Source organism: Variovorax endophyticus, from assembly GCF_025376855.1.
Taxonomy (GTDB): domain Bacteria; phylum Pseudomonadota; class Gammaproteobacteria; order Burkholderiales; family Burkholderiaceae_C; genus Variovorax.
Genome location: NZ_JAHUTH010000036.1, coordinates 26,631 through 50,542 on the forward strand (window position 1 = coordinate 26,631; position 23,912 = coordinate 50,542).

The following is a 23,912-nucleotide window of genomic DNA, read 5'->3' on the forward strand; positions in this document are numbered from 1 at the left end:
CTTGCACTCAGGCCGACTGGCTCTGCGACTGGGACTGCGTCTTCGGCTTGGCCGTGCGGTCGGCCTCGAGGATCCAGGTGTCCTTGGTGCCGCCGCCCTGCGAGGAATTGACCACCAGCGAGCCTTCCTTGAGCGCCACGCGCGTGAGGCCGCCGGGCACCATCTGCACCTCGCTGCCCGAGAGCACGAAGGGCCGCAGGTCGATGTGGCGCGGCGCGATGCCGGCGTCGACGAAGGTCGGCGAGGTCGACAGGCTCAGCGTGGGCTGGGCGATGTAGCCGTCGGGCTTGGCGATCACGGCCTTCTTGAAGTCCTCGATCTCGGCCTGCGTGGCGGCCGGGCCGATCAGCATGCCGTAGCCGCCGGCGCCGTGCACTTCCTTGACCACGAGGTCCTTCATGTTGTCGAGCGTGTACTGCAGCTCGTCCTTGTTGCGGCACATGTAGGTCGGCACGTTCTTGAGGATCGGCTGCTCGCCGAGGTAGAACTCGATCATCTTCGGCACGTACGGGTAGATCGACTTGTCGTCGGCCACGCCGGTGCCCACGGCATTGCAGATCACGACGTTGCCGTCGCGGTAGGCGCGCATCAGGCCCGCGCAGCCCAGCGTGGAGCTCGGGCGGAACACCTCGGGGTCGAGGAAGTCGTCGTCGACGCGGCGGTAGATCACGTCGACGCGCTTCGGCCCGCGCGTGGTGCGCATATAGACGAAGTTGTCCTTGACGAACAGGTCCTGGCCCTCGACCAGCTCGACGCCCATCTGCTGCGCGAGGAAGGCGTGCTCGAAGTAGGCGCTGTTGTACATGCCGGGCGTGAGCACCACCACCGTGGGCTCGGCCGTCGCGGCCGGCGCGCTGGCGCGCAGCGTCTCGAGCAGCAGGTCGGGATAGTGCGCCACGGGCGCGATGCGGTTCTGGTTGAACAGCTCGGGGAACAGCCGCATCATCATCTTGCGGTTCTCGAGCATGTAGCTCACGCCGCTGGGCACGCGCAGGTTGTCCTCGAGCACGTAGTACTCGCCGTTGCCGTGGGCATCGGGGGCACGCACGATGTCGATGCCCGAGATGTTCGAGTAGACGTTGTGCGGCACCGTCACGCCCATCATTTCGGGGCGGAACTGCGCGTTGTTGAGGATCTGCTCGGCCGGGATGATGCCGGCCTTGATGATTTCCTGGTCGTGGTAGACGTCATGCAGGAAGCGGTTGAGCGCCGTGACGCGCTGCACCAGCCCCTTCTCCATGCTGTCCCACTCGTGCGCCGGAATGATCCGGGGCAGCAGGTCGAACGGGATCAGCCGCTCGGTGCCCGAGCCGTCCTCGTCCTTGGCGCCGTACACGGCGAAGGTGATACCGACCCGGCGGAAGATCATTTCCGCCTCTTCGCGCCGCGAACGCATCACCTCGCCGGGTTGCTTCGCGAGCCATTGGTCGTATCGCTTGTAGTGCTGCCGGATCGCGGCTCCCGCATAGGGGAGCTGCTCATACATCTCGTCGAATTTGTGCATGGAACGACCAATCTCCTTGAGCCATAGCTTAGCAAGTTCGAGGCCAGTAGAACCCCTGATGCCAAGCCCGGCCGGGCGACGGTCGGATTTTTATTCGCGCGTTTCGGGAACGGCGGCCGCGTCGGCCGCGCGCTTCTTGCGCGGCGACAGGAAGGCCTTGATGCGCTCGGCGCTCTCGTCGCCATAGAGGCTCGCGACCGAGGATTCGCGCTCGGCATCGAGCTGCTCGCGCCGGCTGCGCCCGCGCGCCGCGTGCACCAGTTGCTTGGTGCGCGCCTGCGCCTCGAAGGGCCCGCGCGCGAGCCGCTGGGCCCACTCGATCGCCACCGCGCAGGCTTCGCCGGACGGCACCACCTTGTTGACCACGCCCCAGCCGTGCAGCCGCTGCGCCGTGCAGGGCTCGCCGTCGAGCAGCAGTTCGAGCGCGGCCTGCGGCGGCAGCGCGCGGGCCAGCGAATCGGTGGCCCCGCCATCGGGCGTCAGGCCCATGCTGACGAAGGAGGTGAAGAACTTCGCGTCCTCGGCCGCCACGACCAGGTCGCAGGCCAGGGCCAGCGAGAAGCCGCCGCCGGCCGCCGCGCCCTCGACCGCGGCGATGACCGGCTGCGGCGCCGCCTCGATCGCGAGGATCCAGTCGTGCAGCGCCGCCAGGTGCTCGTGCTGCTCGGCGGCCGGCAGCCGGCGCTGCCGGGCCAGCCGGCGCAGGTCGCCGCCACCGCTGAAATGCGCGCCCTCGCCGCACAGCACGATGGCGCGCACGGTGCGAAAGCCCGCGGCATCGCGCATGGCCTTGGCCGCGGCGCGGTAGACCGGGGGACTGAGCGCGTTGCGGGCGCCGGGGTTGCTGAGCGTCAGCACCAGCACCGGGCCCTCGCGATGGGTCTTGAGCCGCGCTGTGGAGCCGCCGCCGACATGGCTGCTGGTGATGGCGGGAACGGCGGCGGTCATGGCGCGATGCCCGCGAGCGGGCGCGGGAAGAAGGCCTGGCGGTGATGCGATGTCATGGGTCCCCTGCGTCGTTGGTTTTCGCTACAACGCATGGGACGCCGCCGCGCCCGACCTGGCAAGGGTTCGTCCGGCGGGTTTTTAACAACTAGTTCACAGTTTCAACCTCAGTGACCGGCCGGTGCTGCCAGTAGCGCGGCGCGCGTTCGCGCTCGCAGCCCACCTCGACCGGGCGGGCGCTGCGCCAGTGCGCGGCACCGCAGCGCACGTTCTCGACCAGGCGCACGCCGCGCTCGGCATGGCGCGCCGTCACCTCGGGCACGGGATGGCCGAAGCGGTTGCGGTAGCCGGCCTGGACCAGGCCGATGCGCGGGCGCACCGCATCGAGGAAGGCGGCACTCGACGAGGTCCTGCTGCCGTGGTGCGGTACCAGCAGCACATCGGCGCGCAGCCGCTCGGGCACGCGCTCGAGCAGCGCGGCCTCCTGCAGCCGCTCGATGTCGCCGGCCAGCAGCGCGGTCGCGCGGCCGTTGCCGATGCGCAGCACGCACGAGATGGCATTGGGCCGCGTGAGGAACAGGTAGTCGCCGGAGCGCGGGTGCAGCAGCTCGAAGTCCACGCCGTCCCAGGTCCAGCGCTGGCCCGCCTCGCAGCGCCGCGCGCGGCGTTGCGACTGCAGCGGGTGTTCGGCCTCGATCGAGCTCAGCAGTCCGGCGCGCGGATGCATCGCGAGCACGGCGCTCGCGCCGCCGGTGTGGTCGCTGTCGCGGTGGCTCAGCACCAGCAGGTCGAGCCGCTCGCCCAGGGCGCGCAGCAGCGGCACCAGCACGCGCTGGCCGGCATCGCTCTCGAGGCTGTAGCGCGGGCCGCTGTCGTAGAGCAGGCTGTGGTTCGCGGTGCGCACCAGCACCGCGTTGCCCTGGCCGACGTCGGCCGCGAGCAGTTCGAACTCGCCGAGGGCGGGACGCGCCGGCTGCCACAGCAGCACCGGCAGCAGCAATGGCAGGCCGAGCGCGCGCAGCGACCATGGCAGCCGCATCGCGGCGAGCACGCCGCCCGCCACGCCGCAGGCCGCCAGCCACGCCGGCGGCGCAGCCATCGAGAGGCTGGCGAACGGCAACGCCGCGAGCCACGACAGCAGCAATCCCAACACCTGCACCGCGCGCGCCGCGAGGTCCCACAGCGGCGCGGCGACGGTGCCGAGCATCGCGAGCGGCGTGATCACCAGCGTGACCCAGGGAATCGCGACCAGGTTGGCCACCAGCCCGACCAGCGACACCTGCTGGAACAGCAGCAGGCTCAAGGGCGTGAGCGCCAGCGTGATCGTCCATTGCTCGCGCAGCAGTCGCCACAGCCGCGCGCGCAGGCCCGGGCGGGTGTCGCCAGGCAGCCCCGCATCGGTGGCGAACAGCACGCCCACCGCCACGAAGCTGAGCCAGAAGCCGGCCTGCGTCAGGGCCCAGGGATCGAGCGCGACCACCACCGCCGCGGTCAGCAGCCAGCCGTGCGGCCAGGGCCAGCGCCGCCCCGTGAGGCGCAGCAGCGCGACGGTCGCAAGCATCCAGACCGTGCGCTGCGCAGGCACGCCCCAGCCGCTGAACAGCGCATAGAGCGTGGCCAGCAGCACGCCGCCCACGAGCGCCGCGCGCTGCGCCGGCAGGCACAGCATCAGCCGCGGGCCGCGGCGCCAGAGCGCGCCGACGACATGCGCGGCGAGCCACGCGAACAAGGTCACGTGCAGGCCCGAGATCGACATCAGGTGGGCCACGCCGGTGGCACGGAAGACGTCCCAGCCCTCGCGGTCGATCGCGCCCTGGTCGCCCGTGACCAGCGCGGCGATCACGCCCGCGGCAAAGCGCTCGGGCACGCGCGCGAAGATGGCATCGCGCACCGCCTCGCGCGCGCGTTCGACCGGATGCCGCCCCGTGAGGCCCAGCCGCGCGGGCGCCTCGTCGCGCGCGCCGATGCGCACATGGCCGCTGGCGCGCAGGCCCTGCTCCCACATCCACAGCTCGCTGTCGAAGCCATGCGGGTTGCGATGGCCGTGAGGCGCCTTGAGGCGCACGGTCAGGCGCCAGCGCTCGCCCGCATGCACCGGGCTCTCGGGCAGGAGGTCCGGCGCCGACGCATCGGCCGCGCCGTTCCAAAGGCTGCTGCCCTCGGCATACCAGCCGAGCGCGATGCGGTCGGGCACCGCGGGCGATCCGGCCACAACAGGGTCGGCCCAGCGCGCGGACTCGACAGCGAAGCGAAAACGCGTGCCGGCATCGCCGCGCTGCGGCATCTGCGAGACCACGCCCACGAGCTGCAGGTCGCGCCCCTCGAGCGCGGGATCGAGCGCGCCGGCTGCATAGACCGTGGCCCGTGCGCCCGCGAGCCCCGCGCCGATCGCCGCACCGGCCAGCGCGGCGCAGACCCAGGCGGTGCGCGCATGCCGCGGCAGGCGCCAAACCCCGATGAGACCTGCGATGCCCGCGAGCAGTCCGCCTGCGTAAGCCATGCCGTCCCACAGCACCGGCTGGCGCAGCTGCAGCGCCACGCCCGCGAGCGCTGCCGCGAGCGCGACGAAGGCGCAGCGCGCGCGCACGACGGCATCGGATGCGTCTCGCACACCCTTGGCGACCATGATGCAAACCCTCCCCCAACGACGCTTCGTGGCGCGCTAATTGCTTTGTCTTCTGGGCTAGTATGCGTCTCACCAGAGACATCTTTTCGATGCAATCTGCCAGTACTGCACACAAAAACGCATGTCCATCCACGCCGCGCTCCACCACGTCACCCACTACAAATACGACCGCCTGGTGCAACTCGGCCCGCAGGTCGTCCGGCTGCGTCCGGCGCCGCATTGCCGCAGCAACGTCATCTCGTACTCGCTGCGCGTCGAACCGGCCGAGCACTTCGTCAACTGGATGCAGGACCCGTTCGCCAACTACCAGGCGCGGCTCGTGTTCCCCGAGAAGACGCGCGAGTTCAAGGTCACGGTCGACCTCGTGGTCGAGATGGCGGTCTACAACCCCTTCGACTTCTTTCTCGAGCCGCAGGCCGAGAACTTCCCTTTCAAGTACACGCCCTCGCAGGCCGAGGAACTCGCGCCCTATCTGGTCACCGAGGAGCCCACGCCGCTGCTCGCGGCCTACCTCGACAAGATCGACCGCAAGGAACAGCGCACCATCGACTTCCTGGTCGGCATCAACCAGCAGGTGCAGCAGGACGTCAACTACCTGATCCGCATGGAGCCCGGCGTTCAGACGCCGGAAGAAACGCTCGCCAACGGCAGCGGCTCCTGCCGCGACTCGGGCTGGCTGCTGGTGCAGCTGCTGCGCCACTGCGGCCTGGCCGCGCGCTTCGTCTCGGGCTACCTGATCCAGCTCACGCCCGACGTGAAGGCGCTCGACGGCCCGAGCGGCACCACGGTCGACTTCACCGACCTGCATGCCTGGTGCGAGGTGTTCCTGCCGGGCGCCGGATGGATCGGCCTCGATGCCACCTCCGGCCTGCTGGCCGGCGAGGGCCACATCCCGCTGGCCTGCACGCCCACGCCCTCGAGCGCCGCGCCCATCGAGGGCGGCGTCGACGAGTCGAAGGTCGAGTTCGGCCATGACATGAAGGTCACGCGCATCTACGAATCGCCGCGCGTGACCAAGCCCTACACCGAGGAGCAATGGACCGAGGTGCTGGCGCTGGGCGAGGCGGTCGACAAGCGGCTGCAGGCCGGCGACGTGCGCCTCACGATGGGCGGCGAGCCCACCTACGTGGCCACCAGCGACCGCGACGCGCCCGAGTGGAACACCGACGCGCTCGGCCCCACCAAGCGCGGCTATGCCACCGAGCTGGTCCACCGGCTGCGCGCCGAGTACGGCCAGGGCGGCTTCCTGCACTTCGGCCAGGGCAAGTGGTACCCGGGCGAGCAGCTGCCGCGCTGGGCGCTGTCGATCTTCTGGCGCGCCGACGGCCAGACGCTGTGGCACGACCCCGAGCTGTTCGCCGACGAGCGCTTCCCCACGCACTACACCAGCGAGGACGCGCGCCGCTTCACCAGCCTGCTGGCGCGCAAGCTCGGCCTGACCGACCGCTACGTGCAGCCGGGCTTCGAGGACATCTACTACTACCTCTGGCGCGAACGCCGCCTGCCGGTCAACGTCGACCCCTTCGACTCCAAGCTCGACGACGAACTCGAACGCGTGCGCCTGCGCCGCGTGTTCACGCAGAAGCTCGACGCGGTGATCGGCTACATGCTGCCGATCGAGCCCGGCAACGCGAACCGCGATGCGCCCGCGCTCGAGGGCCCGGCCTGGAAGACCGGTCCCTGGTTCCTGCGCGACGACCGGCTCTACCTGATCCCCGGCGATTCGCCGATGGGCTACCGCCTGCCGCTCGACTCGCAGCCCTGGGCCAGCAAGGGCGACTACCCCTACCTGATCGAGCGCGACCCGACCGCGGCGCGCGACGCGCTGCCGAGCGCGGCCGACTACCGCGCGCGCTACACCGTGGGCACGGCCGGCGGTACCGGTGCCGACCTCGGCGCCGTGCCCTATGCCTTCGGCACGCCCGCGGCCGTGCCCGCGGCGCTGCGCATGCAGGGGCCCGGTACCGGCATCGGCGAAGGCACGGGCGACGGCAGCGCGGCCGATGCCGACGCCGCCCTCGACAGCGCCGCCACGCGCCAGCCGCTGCGCGGCGAATCGGCCCACTGGGTCACGCGCACCGCGCTGTGCGTCGAGGTGCGCGACCCGCGTCGCGCCAACGGCCCGGCGGCCGAGAAGAAGGGCAGCGCCTCGGGCGTGCTCTACGTCTTCATGCCGCCGCTGGCACGCCTCGAGGACTACCTCGACCTGGTCGCCGCCGTGGAAGCCACCGCACGCGAGCTCGGCGTGCGCATCGTGATGGAAGGCTATCCGCCGCCGCGCGATCCGCGCCTGAAGATGCTGCAGGTCACGCCCGACCCCGGCGTGATCGAGGTCAACATCCATCCGGCCCACAACTGGAAGGAACTGGTCGACCACACCGAATTCCTCTACCAGGCCGCGTTCGAGACCCGGCTGTCGGCCGAGAAGTTCATGACCGACGGCCGCCACACCGGCACCGGCGGCGGCAACCACTTCGTGATGGGCGGCGCCACGCCGGCCGACAGCCCCTTCCTGCGCCGGCCCGAGCTGCTGGCCAGCCTGCTGCTGTACTGGCACAACCATCCCTCGCTGAGCTACCTGTTCTCGGGCATGTTCATCGGCCCGACCAGCCAGGCGCCGCGCGTGGACGAAGCGCGCAACGACCAGGTCTACGAGCTCGAGATCGCGCTCAGGGAGATCGCGAAGAACCGCGAGCTGTACGGCCAGCACATGCCGGCCTGGCTGGTCGACCGCACGCTGCGCAACATCCTGATCGACGTCTCGGGCAACACGCACCGCAGCGAGTTCTGCATCGACAAGCTCTACTCGCCCGACTCCAGCACCGGGCGCCTCGGCCTGCTCGAGCTGCGTGCCTTCGAGATGCCGCCGCATGCGCGCATGAGCATCGCGCAGCAGCTGCTGATCCGCGCGCTGGTGGCGCGCTTCTGGGACGAACCCTACAAGGCGCCCGTCACGCGCTGGGGCACCGAGCTGCACGACCGCTTCCTGCTGCCGACCTTCGTCAAGATGGACTTCGACGACGTCATCAGCGAGATGCGCCAGGCCGGCTTCGCCTTCGATCCCGACTGGTTCGCGCCGCACTTCGAGTTCCGCTTCCCGCTCGTGGGCCAGGTGCAGGCGATGGGCGTCGAACTCTCGCTGCGCAACGCGCTCGAGCCCTGGCACGTGATGGGCGAGGAAGGCTCGGCCGGCGGCACGGTGCGCTACGTCGACTCCTCGCTCGAGCGCATCGAGGTGCGCGTGACCGGCCTCAACGAGAGCCGCCACGTGGTCACCGTCAACGGCCGCGTGCTGCCGCTGCAGCCCACGGGCGTGGCCGGCGAGTTCGTCGCCGGCGTGCGCTACAAGGCCTGGAACCCGCCCTCGGCGCTGCATCCGAGCATCAAGGCCCATGCGCCGCTGACGGTCGACCTGGTCGACACCTGGATGAAGCGCTCGCTCGGCGGCTGCCAGTACTTCGTGGCCCATCCGGGCGGCCGCAACTACGAGACCTTCCCGGTCAATGCCTACGAGGCCGAGAGCCGGCGCCTGTCGCGCTTCACGCGCACCGGCCACACGCCGGGGCTGATGCGCACGCCGGCCGCCACCATCGAGGTGCCCGGCAGCCGCGAATTCCCGTTCACGCTCGACCTGCGGCGCTGAGCGGCGTCCACGGCCCGTCCCTCGGCAAACGGGGCGCGGGCCGGGCCGCCGGGTGTGTCGTCCCGCCCACACGGATGGCTGCAGCGGGCATTCCGCACGCCATCGCCGGCGGGCCCGGTGACAGCGATGTGACAATCCCAACCCTGTGGAACCCCTCAACGAATCCCTGTTCGACGCCCAGGCACTGGATTTTCCGGCCGCCCTGGCGTCGGCGCTCGCCCCGCCCGCCCTGCCCGGCCACTTCGACGAGCTGCGCGGCATCGCGACGCCCGAGGCGCCCGCACGGCCCGCCGCCGGGCCGGCAGCGCCCACGGGGCCGCACCTGCACGATGCGACGGCGGGCAGCCCAAGCCAATCCCAGACACAGGGCGGCCAGACCCAGACGCAATCCGCGGCCCAGCGCGCGCCCTCCGCCGACACCGCCGCGCCGGCCCCCGCCGCCGGCGACAAGCCCCCGCTGCTGCCGCCCTGGCATGCCTTCTTCGAGCAGCTCGGCCCCGACGGCTTCGGCGACCTGCCGCGGCGCGCGGTCAGCCTGGAGCGCCAGATCCGCGACAACGGCGTCACCTACAACGTCTACGCCGACGCCACTCACGGCCCGCAGCGGCCCTGGTCGCTCGACCTGTTCCCGCTGATCGTCTCGCCCGAGAGCTGGGCGCAGATCGAGACCGGCGTGCTGCAGCGCGTGCGCGTGCTCGACCGCGTGATGGCCGACGTCTACGGCCCGCAGCGCCTCCTGGCCGAAGGCCTGCTGCCGCCCGCGCTGGTGCGCGGCCATCCGGGCTACCTGCGCGCGCTGCACGGCGTGAAGCCGCCGGGCGACACCTGGCTGCACATCGCGGCCTTCGACCTCGCGCGCGGCCCCGACGGCAACTGGTGGGTGGTGTCGCAGCGCACCCAGGCGCCCTCGGGCCTGGGCTACCTGCTCGAAAACCGGCTCGCGATCACGCGCCAATTCCCGCAGGCCTTCGAGGCGCTGCACGTACAGCGGCTGGCCGCCACCTACAGCGCCATGATGGACGGCCTGCAGCGCATGTGCCCGGCCGGCGTGCCGCCGCACATCGCGCTGCTCACGCCCGGTCCCTACAACGAGACCTACTTCGAGCACGCCTATCTCGCGCGCTACCTCGGCGTCACGCTGGTCGAGGGCAACGACCTCACGGTGCGCGACCAGCGCCTGTACCTCAAGACGCTGCAGGGCCTGCGCCCCGTGCACGGGCTCATCAAGCGGCTCGACGACCAGTTCCTCGACCCGCTCGAGCTGCGCCCCGACTCCACGCTCGGCGTGCCGGGCCTGCTGCAGGCGATCCGCGCCGGCAACGTGCTGGTGGCCAACATGCCGGGCTCGGCCTTCCTCGAGTCGCCGGCGCTGCTGGGCTTCCTGCCCGGCCTGGCGCGCCACCTGCTCGACGAGAAGCTGCTGCTGCCCGCGCTGCCCACCTGGTGGTGCGGCGAGCGCGCGGCGCTCGAGGCGGTGCTGCCGCAGCTCGGCGACTGCTTCATCAAGCCCACCTACCCGGGCATCGACGGGCGCGAGAGCTTCGACGCGGTGCTGGGCCGCCAGCTCGGCCGCCGCGAGCTCGACGAATGGGCCGGGCGCATCGTGCGCGAGGGCGAGGCCCACACGGTGCAAAGCTACCTGCCGCTGTCGCAGATGCCGACCTGGGCCAGCGACCTCGGGCCCGGCCACATCGCGCCGCGCGCGGTGCTGCTGCGCGTGTTCGCGGTCAGCGACGGCGCGCAGTCGTGGCGCGTGCTGCCCGGCGGGCTGGCGCGGCTCGCGGGGCCCGATGCGCAGATCGCCTCGATGCAGCGCGGCGGCAGCAGCGCCGACGTCTGGGTGCAGACCCATGGCGAGGTCGACCGCACCACGCTGCTGCAGCCGCAGGCCACGCCGGCCTCGCTGGCGCGGCACCGCGCGCCGGTCACCAGCCGCGCGGCCGAGAACATGTTCTGGCTCGGCCGCTACACCGAGCGCGCCGAGAACGCGGTGCGGCTGGCGCGCCTCACGCTCAACATCCTCGGCGGCGAGGACCAGTCCTCGCGCCCGCTGCTCGAATGGCTGCACCGCATGGCGGTGCGCAACGCGCTGGTGCCGGCCGGCGTGCCGAGCGCGCCTCAGTCGCGCCGCGTGTTCGAGCGCGCGCTGATCGCCGAGCTCGGCGACGTGGCGCAGGGCGGCAGCGTGGGCTACAGCCTGCGCAGCATCCGCCAGGCCGCGGCCGCGGTGCGCGAGCGGCTCTCGCCCGACCACTGGAACCAGATCGTGCGCGCCGAGGCCGACTTCCTGCGCCGCGCCGCCGAGCAGGCCGGCGAAGGCAGCTTCGCCACCGGCGCGGCGCTGCGCTCGCTCGAGTCGGCCAGTTCGGCGCTCGCGGCCATGACCGGCGCGCAGACCGACCGCATGACGCGCGACGATGCCTGGCGGCTGCTGTCGATCGGCCGCCACATCGAGCGCCTGAGCTTCCTCGCCAACGCCCTGCTCGCGGGTTTCCAGAACCACGCGGTGCACGAGGTCAGCGGCTTCGAGGCGATGGTCGCGCTGTTCGACAGCACCATCACCTTCCATGCGCGCTACCAGCAGCGCCGCGACGTCGCCACGCTGGTCGACCTGCTGGTGCTCGACGCCGAGAACCCGCGCTCGCTGGCCTGGGTCACGCAGACCCTGCGCGGGCGCATCGCGCGGCTCGCAGGCAGCGCGCCCGGCAAGCTCACGGCGCTGTCGTACGAGCTGCCCGACCCGGCCACCTGGACGCTCGAGCACCTGTGCGACCCCGGCCCCGCCGACGGCGAGGACGGCCCCTATGCGGCGCTGGCCGCGCTGCTCGCGCACTGCGAGGCCGCCGCCTACCATGTGTCCGATGCCATCGGCATCCGCTACTTCACGCTGACCTCGGAATCGCTGCGCTCCGTGGGCGCCTGAGCCCTCGCTGCGCGCGCCGCGCGACCAGACCACCCCTACAAGCAACGACAGACCAAGGAGGGCTTCCCATGACCACGATCCATCGCCGCTTCGCCCTGGCCGCCGGCCTCGCCGCGGTCCTCGCGCTTGCCGGCTGCGGCAAGCAGGAGACCGCCGCGCCCGCCGCCGCATCGGCCCCGCCCGCACCGTCCGCCGCGCGCGTGCTGGTCGTGGGCACCGATGCCGCCTACACGCCCTTCGAATCGCAGAACGAGAAGGGCGAGATCGTGGGCTTCGACATCGACATCGTGAATGCCGTCGCGAAGAAGGCCGGCATCGAGGTGAAGTTCGTCAACACGCCGTGGGAAGGCATCTTCAACACGCTCGACCAGGGCGACCGCGACTTCCTGGTGTCGGCCATCACCATCACGCCCGAGCGCCGCCAGACCATGGACTTCTCGCAGCCCTACTTCGACGCGCGCCAGCTGATCGCGGTCAGGAGCGACGCGAGCGTGACCCGCTTCGAGGACCTGAAGACGCTCAAGGTCGGCGTGCAGAACGGCACCACGGGCGACGAAGTGGTCGGCAAGCTGCTGGGCAAATCGAGCGCGAACATCAAGCGCTTCGAATCGACGCCGCTCGCACTCAAGGAGCTCGAGGCCGGCGGCGTGCAGGCGGTGGTTGCCGACAACGGCGTGGTGGCGCACTATCTCGCGAACAACGCGGGCGCGGGCTTCAAGACCGTGAGCGATGCCGGCTTCGCGACCGAGCAGTACGGCCTCGCCGTCAAGAAAGGTAATGCCGAGCTGCTCGCCAGGCTCGACAAGGGCCTGGCCGAGATCAAGGCCGACGGCAGCTACGACAGGATCTACGCCTCGCACTTCGGCGCCGCGTCGAAGTAACCCACGGCGCGCGCCATGCGACTCCACGTCACCCACGAAACCCGCTACGAGTACTCGCCGCCGGTCGAGACCGCGCAGCACCTCGCGCACCTGCGGCCGCTGGTCACGCCCTCGCAGCGCCTGCTGAGCCACCGGCTCGCGATCGAGCCCGCGCCCGCGCAGCGCGTCGAGCAGGCCGACCTCTACGGCAACGTGCGCGCCTTCTTCGCGCTCGACACCACGCACGACAGCCTGGTGGTCACGGCCGAGAGCGTGGTCGAGACCTCGGCGCCCGTGCTCTCGAGCGCGGTGGCGCGCGAGCTGCCGTGGGAGTCGGTGCGCGAGCGCTTCCGCTTCCGCAAGGACGCGCTGTTCGACCCGGCCTCGGAGTTCGTCTTCCCCTCGCCCTACGTGCCGCGCCACGACGACTTCGTCGCCTATGCGCGCGCGAGCTTCGCGCCGGGCCGCCCGGCCTTCGACGTGGCGATGGACCTCACCGAGCGCATCCACCGCGACTTCGACTACGACGCCGACAGCACCGAGATCAACACGCCCGCGGCCGAGGCGCTGGCCCAGCGCAAGGGCGTGTGCCAGGACTTCGCGCACATCATGATCGCGTGCTTCCGCGGGATGGGCCTGCCGGCGCGCTACGTCAGCGGCTACCTGCTGACGCAGCCGGCGCCGGGCCAGCCGCGGCTGATCGGCGCCGATGCCTCGCACGCCTGGGTCTCGGTCTACCTGCCCGGCGAAGGCGACGGCCCCGGCAGCGCCGGCGACTGGGCCGACTTCGATCCCACCAATGGCCGCCAGCCCGGCGAGGACTACGTGACGCTGGCGATCGGCCGCGATTACTCCGACGTCTCGCCGATGCGCGGCGTGCTGCACGGCGGCGCGCGCCACACGCTGCACGTGGGCGTGACGGTACAGCCGGTCGACGAGCTCGAGCCGCCGCAAGCCCCCGGCGGCGCAGGGCCTTCGACCGCGGCGTCGCCTACGATCGCGGCTTCGCCGGTACAAACGCCGGTCGATTCCCCGCAGCCGCCCTCCGCGCGGCCGCCTTCACCACCGTCTCACCAGGAGCCTTCTTCATGAGCGTCTACGACAAGCTTTCCAGCCTCGGCATCACCCTCCCGCCGGTCTCGGTTCCGGCCGCCGCCTACGTGCCTTTCGTGCAGACCGGCAACCTCGTGTTCCTGTCGGGCCACATCGCCAAGAAGGACGGCAAGGTCTGGACCGGCCAGCTCGGCGCCGACGTCAGCACCGAGCAGGGCAAGCAGGCCGCGCGCGCGGTCGCGGTCGACCTGCTGGGCACGCTGCATGCGGCCGTGGGCGACCTGAACAAGGTCAAGCGCATCGTCAAGGTGATGAGCCTGGTCAACTCGGTCGGCAGCTTCACCGAGCAGCACCTCGTGACCAACGGCGCGAGCGAACTGTTCGCCGAAGTGTTCGGCCCCGAGAAGGGCGCGCATGCGCGCAGCGCCTTCGGCGTGGCGCAGATCCCGATGGGCGCCTGCGTCGAGATCGAGCTGATCGCGGAGATCGGCTGATTCGCCTGCCGCGGTCCCTGTGTCTGGCACTGCCGCTCGCGGCCATCGCGCCGCTGGCGGCCGCGGCCGACGAGATACCGGCGCCGCTGCGCGAGCCGGTCGCGCGCTATGCCTGCCTCAGTTGCCACGGCATGGTGCGCAAGCAGGTGGGCCCGGGCTTCGCGCAGATCGCGGCGCGCTACCGCCACGACCCCGAGGCACCGGCCCGGCTGGCCGACAAGCTGCGCGACGGCAGCGTCGGCGCCTGGGGCCGCGTCATCATGCCGCGCCAGCCCCACATGAGCCTCGACGAATCGCGCCGGCTCGCGCAGTGGGTGCTGTCACAGCCCTCCCCGCCCTGAATGTCCGCACCACCATGACCGATGCACTGCTGATCTGCGACGCGCTGCCCGAATCCCGCGACGCGGTGAAGTTCGAGGCGCCGGGCCGCGGGCCTGCCTTCGTCGTGCGCTGGCAGGGCCGGGTCCATGGCTACCTCAACCAGTGCGCGCACGTGGGCGGCCCGATCGATTTCGAGGGCCAGGTGCTCGAGCGCTCGGGCCGCTACCTGATGTGCGCGCGGCACGGCGCGATCTACGAGCCCGACACGGGCTTGTGCGTGGGCGGCCCCTGCAAGGGTGCGCGCCTGGTTCCCCTGGCGGTGGAAGAGTCGGCCGACGGCAAGGTCTGGCTGCGCGCGGCCTGAGCCGGAGCGGGCGCCCCGGCATCGAGGATCTAATGCGCGGCCACGCCGCGTTCGCCCCCCGACCCGTCGGCGCCGGCCCAGAAGTTGTCCGGGACGCCGCGCGGCTGCCGCTCCTCGATCTCGACCGTGACGCTGACCGAGATGTCGGCCGCCTGTTCGCGGCGCTTCAGAAAGCTTTCGAACTGGTCGAGGTAGTGATGTTCTTCATTCACGGATCGGGCCTCCATCTGGTTTTCGATACCGGAGGTTTTAATCCGTCGCAGCGTGTCGCCAAAGGTTGCGGATGCCGCCGCCGCGTGCAGGACAAGAGGCCATCGCCGCCGCCGTGCCGCGCTGGCAAGGCCTACGACCTTCCGTAGTTGTCAGGCCGCCTTCACCGCGCGCGCGCCGGTCAGCGTCGGCATCTCGGTCGCGCTCGAGTTCACGTTCACGCTGCGGTCGAGCCGCAGGTAGCGCGAGGCGAAGCGGCAGGTCACCGTGTCGCGGAAGGCCGACTCGACGAAGGTCCAGCTCATGACGAAGGTGCGCTCGTCGAGCCATTCGCCGCTGGCCACCACGCGCATCACCGCGGGCTGGTACTCGTGGTGCAGGCGGTTGCCGGTCATGGTGGTGTCGCCCTCGATCGGCCTCTTCAATCCCACCTGCACCGTGTGCGTGCCGCGTTCGTCCTCGAGCGTGAAGCTGCAGGCCTCGGCGCCGAAGTCCAGGCGCGCGGCCTTGATCCTGTCGGGGTTGTCGGGAAACTCGTAGCGCTGGCCCGACACGGCCGCGGCCACCGGCGACGAGGTCGGCCGCACCGGCGGCAGCAGGCGCAGGCCCGCCATGCGCCGGCGCAGCGCGGCGCTGGCCTGGCCGCCATCGGCGGGCGCGCTCTCGAACGCGGCCGGGAAGTGCTTGTAGAGCAGCCCCGCGTTGAAGCCGGCCTTCGGCGGCAGCGCCGCGTTGATCGCGAGCACCGCGTCGTGCGCGGGAAACACCACCGCGTACTGGCCGAACAGCCCGTCGGCGTTGTAGGCGCCGTTCGGGCCCAGCCACCACTGGTAGCCGTACTTGTCCTTGGTGTGCGGCTGGTGCACCGCGTCGACCCATTCCTTCGTGAGCACCTGCCTGCCGTTCCACAGGCCGTTCTGCGCATGCAGGATGCCGAGCTTGAGCGAATCGACGGTCTTCCAGCTCAGGCCGTTGGCGCCCGGCGAGATGCCCTCGGGCCCGACCTCCCATTCGTAGCCCGTGATGCCCAGCGGATCGAAGAAGCGCGGCTTCAGGTAGTCGGCCACCGGCTGGCCCGTGGTCTTGGTGACGATGGCCGACAGCATGTAGGTGGCGGCACTGGTGTAGACGAACTGCGTGCCGGGCGGATTCACCACCGGGATCTTGAAGAACTCGGCGATCCAGCTGGTGCGGATCTGCCGCCACACCGAGCCCGAGGTCATGGCGGCGTGGCCGGTGCGCATGGTCAGCAGGTCGCGCACCGTCATCGCCGCGAGGTTCGGGCTCACCACCGGCGGCAGGTGCTCGGGGAAGAAGGACACCACCTTGTCGTCGAGCCCGAAGCGCCCCTCGGCCACCGCCATGCCGACCGCGCAGACGGTCACGCTCTTGGTCAGCGAATGCGTCATGTGGCGCCGCTGCGGGCCGTAGGGCTCCCACCAGCCCTCGGCCAGCACCTGGCCGCGGCGCCACAGCATGAAACCGTGCAGCTCGAAGGCGCCGCGCTCGGCCTCGTCGAGGAAGGCCAGGATCGCCGCCGACGACACGCCCTGCGCCTCGGGCACGCCGCGCGGCAGGCCATCGGCGGGCACGGGCGCGGCCAGCCCGGTGGCGGCCCAGCCGAGGCCGGGCACCGAACCCATCGCCATGCCGCCGAGCGACAGGCGCAGCGCGCCGCGGCGCGAGAGCGCGGGGAGAGAAGAAGAGGAAGAAAGTGCGGGCATGGCGGTGGTCTCGGATGCTGTCGTTGTTCTTCTTCCGAGTGTGGTCCGCGCAACTGTCATTCGCCTGTCGGCTCCGCCAGGGGAAACCCGTCGGAGGTTCCTATTACACGCGTCGCGCACGCGACAGTGCCACTTTGGTCCGACGGGAAAACGCTAGGCGCCCTGCCCCGTTTCGTTCCTACAGTCCACGGGCCGGCATCGGCGCAATCGAAGAAGAAGCAGGAAAGGACGCGGGGCGATGGAGTTCGACTACGTGATCGTCGGAGGCGGCTCCGGAGGCGCCACGCTCGCCGCGCGGCTCAGCGAGGATGCGCGCGTGCGCGTGTGCCTGATCGAGGCCGGCGGCGACGGCCGCGGCATCCTGGTGCGCGCGCCGGCCGCCACGGTGGCGATGCTGCCGGGCCGCCCGCCGATCAACAACTACGCGCTGCGCACCGAGCCGCAGCCGGGCCTGGACGGCCGCCGCGGCTACCAGCCGCGCGGGCGCTGCCTCGGCGGTTCGAGCGCGATCAACGCCATGCTCTACGTGCGCGGCCACCGCGAGGACTACGACGACTGGGAGCGCGCCGGCTGCGGCGGCTGGTCCTTCGGCGACGTGCTGCCCTGGTTCCGCCGCGCCGAGGGCAACCAGCGCGGCGCGAGCCCGCTGCACGGCGCCGACGGTCCGCTGCAGGTGGCCGACCAGCAGACGCCGCGCGCCATCAGCGAGGACTTCGTGCGCGCCGCGGTGCAGTCGGGCGTGCCCTTCAACGACGACTTCAACGGCATCGAGCAGGAAGGCGCGGGCCTCTACCAGGTCACGCAGTTCCATGGCGGCGCGAGGAACGGCGAGCGCTGCTCGGCCGCGGCCGCCTACCTGCATCCGGCGATGACGCGCCCCAACCTCGCGGTGCTCACGCACACGCAGGCGCTGCGCGTGGTGATCGAGCATGGCCGCGCCGTGGGCGTGGAGGTGCGCCGCGGCGGCAACGTCGAGCGCATCCATGCGCGGCGCGAGGTGGCGCTGTGCGGCGGCGCCTTCCATTCGCCGCAGCTGCTGATGCTCTCGGGCATCGGCGATCCCGCGCAGCTGCAGCAGCACGGCATCGCGGTGCAGCAGGCGCTGCCCGGCGTGGGGCGCAACCTGCAGGACCACCTCGACTTCATCCTCGCCTACCGCTCGAAGCACCGCGACCTGTTCGGCATCGGCCTCGGCGCGAGCTGGACCCTGCTGCGCCAGGCGCTCCTGTGGCGCAGGACCGGCACCGGCCTGGTCGCCACGCCCTTCGCCGAGGGCGGCGCCTTCGTCAAGTCCTCGCCCGAGCTGCGTCGGCCCGACCTGCAACTGCACTTCGTGATCGCCATCACCGACGACCATGCGCGCAAGCTGCATGCGGGCTACGGCTTCTCGTGCCATGTCTGCGTGCTGCGGCCGAAGAGCCGCGGCGAGGTCCGGCTGGCCGACGCCAACCCGGCCTCGGCGCCACTGATCGACCCGCGCTTCCTGTCCGACCCCGAGGACCTCGCGCTGCTGCTGCAGGGCGTGAAGAAAACGCGCGAGATCATGGCGGCGGCACCGCTCGCGAAGTACCGCCAGCGCGAGCTCTACACGGCCGATGCGCGCGGCGACGAGGACCTGGTGCGCCAGATCCGAGCGCGCGCCGACACCATCTACCACCCGGTCGGCACCTGCCGCATGGGCGCGCCCAACGATGCGGGGGCGGTGGTCGATCCGCGGCTGCGCGTGCGCGGCATCGAGGGCCTGCGCGTGGTCGATGCCTCGGTGATGCCGACCTTGATCGGCGGCAACACCAACGCGCCCACGGTGATGATCGCCGAGCGCGCGGCCGACTGGATGCGCGGGCCTGCGCGCTTCGCCGCTGAAGCCGACCCGGCTACGCGGGGACAGGCGCCTTCGACGAACCCCGCACCTGCAACTGCCCCGGCAGCAGCAACTGCCGCGGCGGGCTTTCGAGCCCCCGCAGCCGGTCGATCAGGCAGCTAGCGGCGGCGCGGCCGATGTCGTCGGTGGGCTGGGCGACGGTGCTGAGGCCCGGGCCGATCAGCGAGGCCCATTCGGGATCGTCGAAGCCGACGAAGCCGAGGTCGGCGCCGAACTGCCAGCCCAGCCGCGCCATCGCCTGCGCCACGCGCAGGGTGACGACCGCGTTGCCCGCCACCACGGCGGCGCGCCGGCCGCGCCTGGCGCGCTTGCGCAGCGCCGCGAGCGCATCGTCGAGCGCCTGCTGTTCGCCCTCCACGCTCTCGAACACCTCGCCGGCCATGCGCGGGCCGTTCGCGGTCACGCAGGCGCCGAAGGCCGCGGTCCGCTCGCGCCGCGAGCTCACGCCCGCGAGCGGCTCGGTCACGTAGAGCAGCTCGCGAAAGCCGCCTTCGACCAGATGGTCGCAGGTGGCCTTCATCGCGGCCTCGTTGTCGAGCGAGACGAAGTCGGTGTGCATGCCCGCGTGGCGCCGGTCGACCAGCACCGCTGGCTTGCCGTGCAGCGCGACCGCGTCGAACACGCCGCTGCCGCGGCCCAGGGTGTTGAGGATGAAGCCGTCGACCTGGTAGCCCGCGAGCGCGTCGATGGCCTCGCGCTCGCGTTCGCTCTCGTTGCCGAGGTTGAACAGCATCACGAGGTAGCCGGCGTCCTGGCAGGCTTTCTCGGCGCCGCGCAGCACCGCCACCGAATAGGGGTTGGTGATGTCGGCCACGATCAGGCCGATGAGGCGCGAGCGGCCGTGGCTCAGCGCCTGCGCCATCGGGCTCGGCGAATAGGCGAGCTGGGCGATCGCGGCCTCGACGCGCGCGGCGATGTCGGGGCTCAGCAGCCGCTCGCGGTGGTTGAGAAAGCGCGAGACCGTGGCCTTGGAGACGCCCGCGGCCTGCGCCACGTCGGCGATGGTGGCGCGGCCCGTGGGTTTCATGCGCTGGCCGTGTCGTAGGGCGCGGTCGGCCTCTCCCCGGCCAGCACCTGCAGCAAGTTGGTGGTCGCGAGCTCGGCCATCGCATGCCGGGTCTCGTGCGTGGCCGAGCCGATGTGCGGCAGCGGCGTCACGCGCGGATGGGTGCGCAGCGGCGAATCGGCCGGCAGCGGCTCCTTGGCGAACACGTCGAGGCCGGCCGCGCGCAGCGTGCCCTTGTCGAGCGCGTCGAGCAGCGCCTGCTCGTTCACGGTCGCGCCGCGGCCGCCGTTGATGAAGGCGGCGCCGGGCTTCATGCGCGCGAAGAAGGCGGCGTCGGCCATGTCGCGCGTGGCCTCGGTCAGCGGCAGCATCGCGAGCACGATGTCGGCGCGCGCCAGCAGCTCGTCGAGCGGCGTGTGCGTGGCGCGGCCCTGCAGCTCGGGCGCCTGCGCGGCCAGGTCGACCGCGCGGCGCGCGTGGTAGAGCACCGGCATGCCGAAGCCCAGGGCGGCGCGGCGCGCCACGGCCTGGCCGATGCGGCCGAAGCCGAGGATGCCGAGCGTCTTGCCGTGCACGTCGGTGCCGAACAGGTCCTCGCCGATGTTCTTCGTCCAGCGGCCCTCGCGCACCAGGGTCGAGAGCTCGACCACGCGGCGCTGCGTGGCCATGAGGATCGCGAACATGGTGTCGGCCACGGTCTCGGTCAGCACGTCGGGCGTGTGGCACAGCACGATGTTGCGGCGGCGCAGCTCGGTCAGCGGGTAGTTGTCGACACCGACCGAGACGCTCGAGATCACCTCGAGCCGGGGCGCCGCGTCGAGCATCGAGGCATTGAAGTTGACGCTCGAGCCGATCAGGCCCTGCGCCGCGGGCAGCGCGGCCGCGAAGGCCTCGGGCGACTGGCGCGCGTCGGCCACGACGACCTCGTGCGCGGCCTGCAGGCGCGCGAGCTGGTCCTCGGGCAGGGTGCGGAAGACGAGGACGTTCTTGCGGGTGGAAGACGAAGAGGAAGCCATGGCGTTCACAGCCCCGCCGCTTCGAGTTCGGCCCGCGTCGGCAGGCCCTCGGTGTCGCCGAGCACCTGCACCGCGCGCGCGCCGATCCAGGCGCCGCGCCGCACCGCCTCGGGCACGCTGCGGCCCTCGAGCAGCGCGCTGACCACGCCGGCCGCGAAGCCGTCGCCCGCGCCCACGGTGTCGATCACTTCCTTCACGGGGAAGCCCGCGACGCGGCCGGTGCCGGCCACGTCGCTGTCGTAGTAGGCGCCCTCGGCGCCGAGCTTGACCACCACCAGCTTCGCGCCGCGCTCGCGGTAGAAGCGCGCCACGTCCTCGGGCCGGTCGTGGCCGGTGAGCAGCAGGCCCTCCTCGATGCCGGGCAGCACCCAGTCGGCGCGCGCGGCCAGCTCGTTGATCCAGTGGCGCATGGTCTCCTTCGAGGACCACAGCGTCGGGCGCAGGTTGGTGTCGAAGGAGATGGTGCGGCCCGCGGCGCGCATCACGTCCATCGAACGCAGCGCGGCCTGCAGGCTGGTCTCGGAGATGGCCGCGAACACGCCGGTGGCGTGCAGGTGGCGCGCCGAGCGCAGCCAGGGCTCGTCGATGTCGGCCGGGCCCATGTGGCTCGCGGCCGAGCCCTTGCGGTGGTATTCGATCGGCGGGTCGCTGCCGTCGGTGACGCGGCCCTTGAACTGGAAGCCGGTGCGCTGCGCGGCATCGGCGATCACGTGCGAGCAGTCGATGCCCTCGGCGCGCATCGCGTTGAGCAGCGCGCGGCCCATCGAGTCGGTGCCGAGCCGGCTGGCCCAGCCCACCTTCAGGCCCAGGCGCGACAGGCCGATGGCCACGTTGGTCTCGGCGCCGGCGGTGCGCTTGTGGAAGGACTGCGCATCCTCGATCGGCCCCGGCCGATCGGCCACGAGCAGCAACATGGCCTCGCCGAACAGGGCGACGTCGAAGGCGGTGGGTTCTGTCATCGGTGTGAGTGGTTTCGCTACGCGCGCGCGGCGCGGATGAAGTCGATCTGCGTGCGGACGACGGCCTCGAGGTCGTCGCCCACGAGCGGGTATTCGATGGCATGCGGCACGTCGGCCGGCAGCGCGCGCAGCACGGCGCGCCAGGGTGCCACCGAGTCGCCGAGCGGCACCGCCACCCACTTGTGCGGCAGGCGCTGCGCGCCCTTGCAGTGCACGTAGCGCACGCGCTGGCCGAGCGCCTGCGCGGCCTGCAGCGGGCATTCGCCGACCCAGTGCCAGTTGCCCATGTCGAAGGTCATGCCCAGCGACACGCCCGCGCGGTCGGCGGCTTCGAAGAAGGCCTGCAGCGCGGGCACGGTGCCGGCGCGCACGCTCTGGTCGTTCTCGATCACGAGCTCGACGCGGGTTTCGGCCAGCTCGACCTTGAGGCCCCAGAGCGAGCCGTGCGAGGACGGCTGGAAGTCGCCGATCGACATCTTCAGCCGCTTCGCACCCACGCGCGTGGCGGCCGCGATGCCGCGCTTGAGCGCGGCGCTGTCGAGCCAGCCGCCCTGGGCCCACAGGCCCTCGGGACTGGAGTAGACCGAGGCCAGGCCGTTGAGCGCAGGCAGTTCGGCCTCGGCGTCGCGCAGCATCTCGCCGCGCACCTCCACCGAATCGGCGCCCGCGCGCTTCGACAGCTGCGAGCACCAGAGCTGGCCATGGCGTCCCACCTCGGCCGCGCCGAAGGAGGACAGGGAAATCAGGACCTCGAAGGACATCAGTGGGCCTGGTGCGAGCTGAGGATCTGGCCCAGGAACTGCCGGGTCTTCTCGTTCTGGGGATTGCCGAAGAATTCCTCGGGCGGCGCCTGCTCCACGATCCTGCCCTCGGCCATGAAGATCACGCGGTCGGCCACGCTGCGCGCGAAGCCCATCTCGTGCGTCACGCACAGCATGGTCATGCCGTCCTCGGCCAGGCCGATCATGGTGTCGAGCACTTCCTTGACCATCTCGGGGTCGAGCGCGGAGGTGGGCTCGTCGAACAGCATGATCTTGGGCGTCATGCACAGCGCGCGCGCGATCGCCACGCGCTGCTGCTGGCCGCCCGAGAGCTGGCTCGGGTACTTGTTGGCCTGCTCGGGAATGCGCACGCGCGTGAGGTACTTCATCGCCACCTCCTCGGCCTGCGCCTGCGTCATGCCGCGCGAGCGCATCGGCGCCAGCGTGCAGTTCTGCAGGATCGTGAGGTGCGGGAACAGGTTGAACTGCTGGAACACCATGCCGACCTCGGCCCGCACCGCGTCGACGTTCCTGCCGCCGGCCGTGAGATCGATGCCGTCGACCTCGATGCGGCCCTTCTGCACCGTCTCGAGCCGGTTGATGCAGCGGATCAGCGTCGACTTGCCCGAGCCCGAGGGCCCGCAGATCACGATGCGCTCGCCCGCGCGCACGCTGAGGTCGATGCCGGTCAGCACCTGGAAGTCGCCGTACCACTTGTTGACGGCTTCCATGCGGATGATGGGGTCGGTCATGGGGTGTTCCGCTCCCGGCTTACTGCATCTTCGGCAGGTCGGCCTGCAGCCACTTCTGGTAGAGCTTGTTGAGCTCGCCGTTGGCGGTGTTCTTCGCCACGAAGTCGTTGACGGCCTTGGTCAGCTCGTCCTGGCCCGGGCGCATCGCGATGCCCATCGACTGCTGCACCAGCGTGAACTTGTTTTCGTAGGTGCCGGCGGGCACGCGCTTGGCGATCTGGGCGGCCACGGTCACCGAGCAGCCGATGGCGTCGACCTGGCCCGAGATCAGCGCCTGCATGGCCGAGGCGTCGTCGTCGAAGCGGCGGATCTCGGTGCCTTCGGGCGCGGCCTTGGTCACGGCCACGTCCTGGGTCGAGGCACGGGCCACGCCCACGCGCAAGCCCTTGAGGTCGCCGGCGGCCTTGATCGGGGTCTTGGTCGCGCCGTACAGCACGATGGTGGCGGCCGCGTAGGGCTGCGAGAACTGCACCTGCTTCGCGCGCTCGGGCGTGATGGCCAGCGAGGCGACCAGCAGGTCGACCTTGTTGGTCAGCAGGAAGGGAATGCGGTTCGGGCCGGTCACCGGCACGATGTTGGCCTTCACGCCCCAGTCCTTGGCCAAGAGCTTGGCCACATCGGCGTCGTAGCCGTCGGGTTGGTTCTTCGCGTCGGTGGTGCCGTAGGGCGGGAAGTCGACCAGCATGCCGATGGTGATCTCGCCCTTCTTCTTGATGTCGGCCACGCTCTGCGCCGAGGCGAAGGGGGCGAACACGGTGAGGGCGGCGCCGAGGCCGAGGGCTGCGATCGCTGCGCGGCGGGTGGTGGTGCGGGTCATGGGATGTGTCTCCTGAAAAAGAAAGGAAGCGACGGAAAAAACGAAAGCGACG

At 71.3% G+C, this 23,912-nt stretch carries 19 protein-coding genes; 8 read left to right on the plus strand and 11 right to left on the minus strand.

All coding sequences use genetic code 11. From position 1 onward, the window contains the following. Positions 1–7: 7 nt before the first annotated feature. The 3 genes from KV106_RS33985 to KV106_RS33995 form a co-directional block, all read right to left on the minus strand. Positions 8–1,504 (minus strand): circularly permuted type 2 ATP-grasp protein, encoded by a 1,497-nt coding sequence (locus tag KV106_RS33985; RefSeq protein ID WP_057592261.1) that lies wholly within the window; start codon positions 1,502–1,504, stop codon positions 8–10. A 90-nt stretch (positions 1,505–1,594) separates the two neighbouring features. After that, positions 1,595–2,452 (minus strand): oxepin-CoA hydrolase, alternative type, encoded by an 858-nt coding sequence (locus KV106_RS33990; RefSeq protein WP_261216027.1) that lies wholly within the window; start codon positions 2,450–2,452, stop codon positions 1,595–1,597. Positions 2,453–2,597: 145 nt separating this feature from the next. Next, complete coding sequence (locus tag KV106_RS33995) at positions 2,598–5,075, minus strand: DNA internalization-related competence protein ComEC/Rec2 (RefSeq protein WP_261216029.1); 2,478 nt, start codon at positions 5,073–5,075, stop codon at positions 2,598–2,600. Between the two features lie 121 nt (positions 5,076–5,196). Between KV106_RS33995 and KV106_RS34000 the strand changes: the two genes are divergently transcribed. The 7 genes from KV106_RS34000 (at position 5,197) to KV106_RS34030 (ending at position 14,733) form a co-directional block, all read left to right on the plus strand. After that, positions 5,197–8,718: a transglutaminase family protein gene (locus KV106_RS34000; RefSeq protein WP_261216031.1), complete on the plus strand. Its 3,522-nt coding sequence runs from the start codon at positions 5,197–5,199 to the stop codon at positions 8,716–8,718. A 145-nt stretch (positions 8,719–8,863) separates the two neighbouring features. Further along, positions 8,864–11,641 (plus strand): circularly permuted type 2 ATP-grasp protein, encoded by a 2,778-nt coding sequence (locus KV106_RS34005; RefSeq protein WP_261216033.1) that lies wholly within the window; start codon positions 8,864–8,866, stop codon positions 11,639–11,641. A gap of 68 nt (positions 11,642–11,709) precedes the next feature. Further along, positions 11,710–12,522, plus strand: coding sequence for a basic amino acid ABC transporter substrate-binding protein (locus tag KV106_RS34010; RefSeq protein WP_057595369.1), 813 nt, complete (start codon positions 11,710–11,712; stop codon positions 12,520–12,522). A 15-nt stretch (positions 12,523–12,537) separates the two neighbouring features. Next, entirely contained in the window at positions 12,538–13,593 is a 1,056-nt protein-coding gene (locus tag KV106_RS34015; RefSeq protein WP_261216036.1) for a transglutaminase family protein, read from the plus strand. Continuing rightward, positions 13,590–14,048 carry a RidA family protein gene (locus KV106_RS34020; RefSeq protein ID WP_261216038.1) on the plus strand — a complete coding sequence of 153 codons (459 nt, stop codon included), beginning with the start codon at positions 13,590–13,592 and terminating at the stop codon, positions 14,046–14,048. Before KV106_RS34015 ends, KV106_RS34020 begins: the two co-directional genes overlap by 4 nt. Before the next feature lie 131 nt (positions 14,049–14,179). Continuing rightward, entirely contained in the window at positions 14,180–14,389 is a 210-nt protein-coding gene (locus KV106_RS34025) for a c-type cytochrome (protein WP_261216040.1), read from the plus strand. A 14-nt stretch (positions 14,390–14,403) separates the two neighbouring features. Continuing rightward, positions 14,404–14,733 (plus strand): Rieske (2Fe-2S) protein, encoded by a 330-nt coding sequence (locus KV106_RS34030; protein WP_057595372.1) that lies wholly within the window; start codon positions 14,404–14,406, stop codon positions 14,731–14,733. Positions 14,734–14,762: 29 nt separating this feature from the next. Here the strand turns inward: KV106_RS34030 and KV106_RS34035 are convergent, their stop codons facing one another. Both KV106_RS34035 and KV106_RS34040 read right to left on the minus strand, forming a co-directional pair. Continuing rightward, positions 14,763–14,945, minus strand: a complete 183-nt coding sequence (locus KV106_RS34035; RefSeq protein WP_057595373.1) for a hypothetical protein — start codon at positions 14,943–14,945, stop codon at positions 14,763–14,765. 150 nt (positions 14,946–15,095) lie between these two features. Then, complete coding sequence (locus tag KV106_RS34040; protein WP_261216043.1) at positions 15,096–16,667, minus strand: serine hydrolase domain-containing protein; 1,572 nt, start codon at positions 16,665–16,667, stop codon at positions 15,096–15,098. Positions 16,668–16,905: 238 nt separating this feature from the next. Here KV106_RS34040 and KV106_RS34045 point away from each other — a divergent pair, with 238 nt between their 5' ends. Further along, positions 16,906–18,651 (plus strand): GMC family oxidoreductase, encoded by a 1,746-nt coding sequence (locus KV106_RS34045; RefSeq protein WP_261216051.1) that lies wholly within the window; start codon positions 16,906–16,908, stop codon positions 18,649–18,651. Here KV106_RS34045 and KV106_RS34050 read toward each other — a convergent pair. Genes KV106_RS34050 through KV106_RS34075 form a run of 6 tightly spaced genes read right to left on the minus strand, consistent with a single transcriptional unit; the run spans position 18,542 to position 23,860 of the window. Then, positions 18,542–19,576 carry a LacI family DNA-binding transcriptional regulator gene (locus KV106_RS34050; RefSeq protein ID WP_057595376.1) on the minus strand — a complete coding sequence of 345 codons (1,035 nt, stop codon included), beginning with the start codon at positions 19,574–19,576 and terminating at the stop codon, positions 18,542–18,544. The genes KV106_RS34045 and KV106_RS34050 overlap by 110 nt on opposite strands. Next, positions 19,573–20,571, minus strand: a complete 999-nt coding sequence (locus KV106_RS34055) for a 2-hydroxyacid dehydrogenase (protein ID WP_261216053.1) — start codon at positions 20,569–20,571, stop codon at positions 19,573–19,575. Before KV106_RS34055 ends, KV106_RS34050 begins: the two co-directional genes overlap by 4 nt. Positions 20,572–20,576: 5 nt before the next feature. Continuing rightward, entirely contained in the window at positions 20,577–21,530 is a 954-nt protein-coding gene (locus KV106_RS34060) for a sugar kinase (RefSeq protein ID WP_261216055.1), read from the minus strand. A gap of 17 nt (positions 21,531–21,547) precedes the next feature. Next, positions 21,548–22,291, minus strand: a complete 744-nt coding sequence (locus KV106_RS34065) for a sugar phosphate isomerase/epimerase family protein (RefSeq protein ID WP_261216057.1) — start codon at positions 22,289–22,291, stop codon at positions 21,548–21,550. Next, entirely contained in the window at positions 22,291–23,043 is a 753-nt protein-coding gene (locus tag KV106_RS34070) for an amino acid ABC transporter ATP-binding protein (RefSeq protein WP_057595380.1), read from the minus strand. The genes KV106_RS34065 and KV106_RS34070 overlap by 1 nt, the downstream gene beginning before the upstream one ends. Before the next feature lie 19 nt (positions 23,044–23,062). Further along, a complete protein-coding gene (locus KV106_RS34075; protein WP_057595381.1) occupies positions 23,063–23,860 on the minus strand; it encodes a transporter substrate-binding domain-containing protein in 798 nt (265 codons plus the stop codon). Positions 23,861–23,912: the final 52 nt, after the last annotated feature.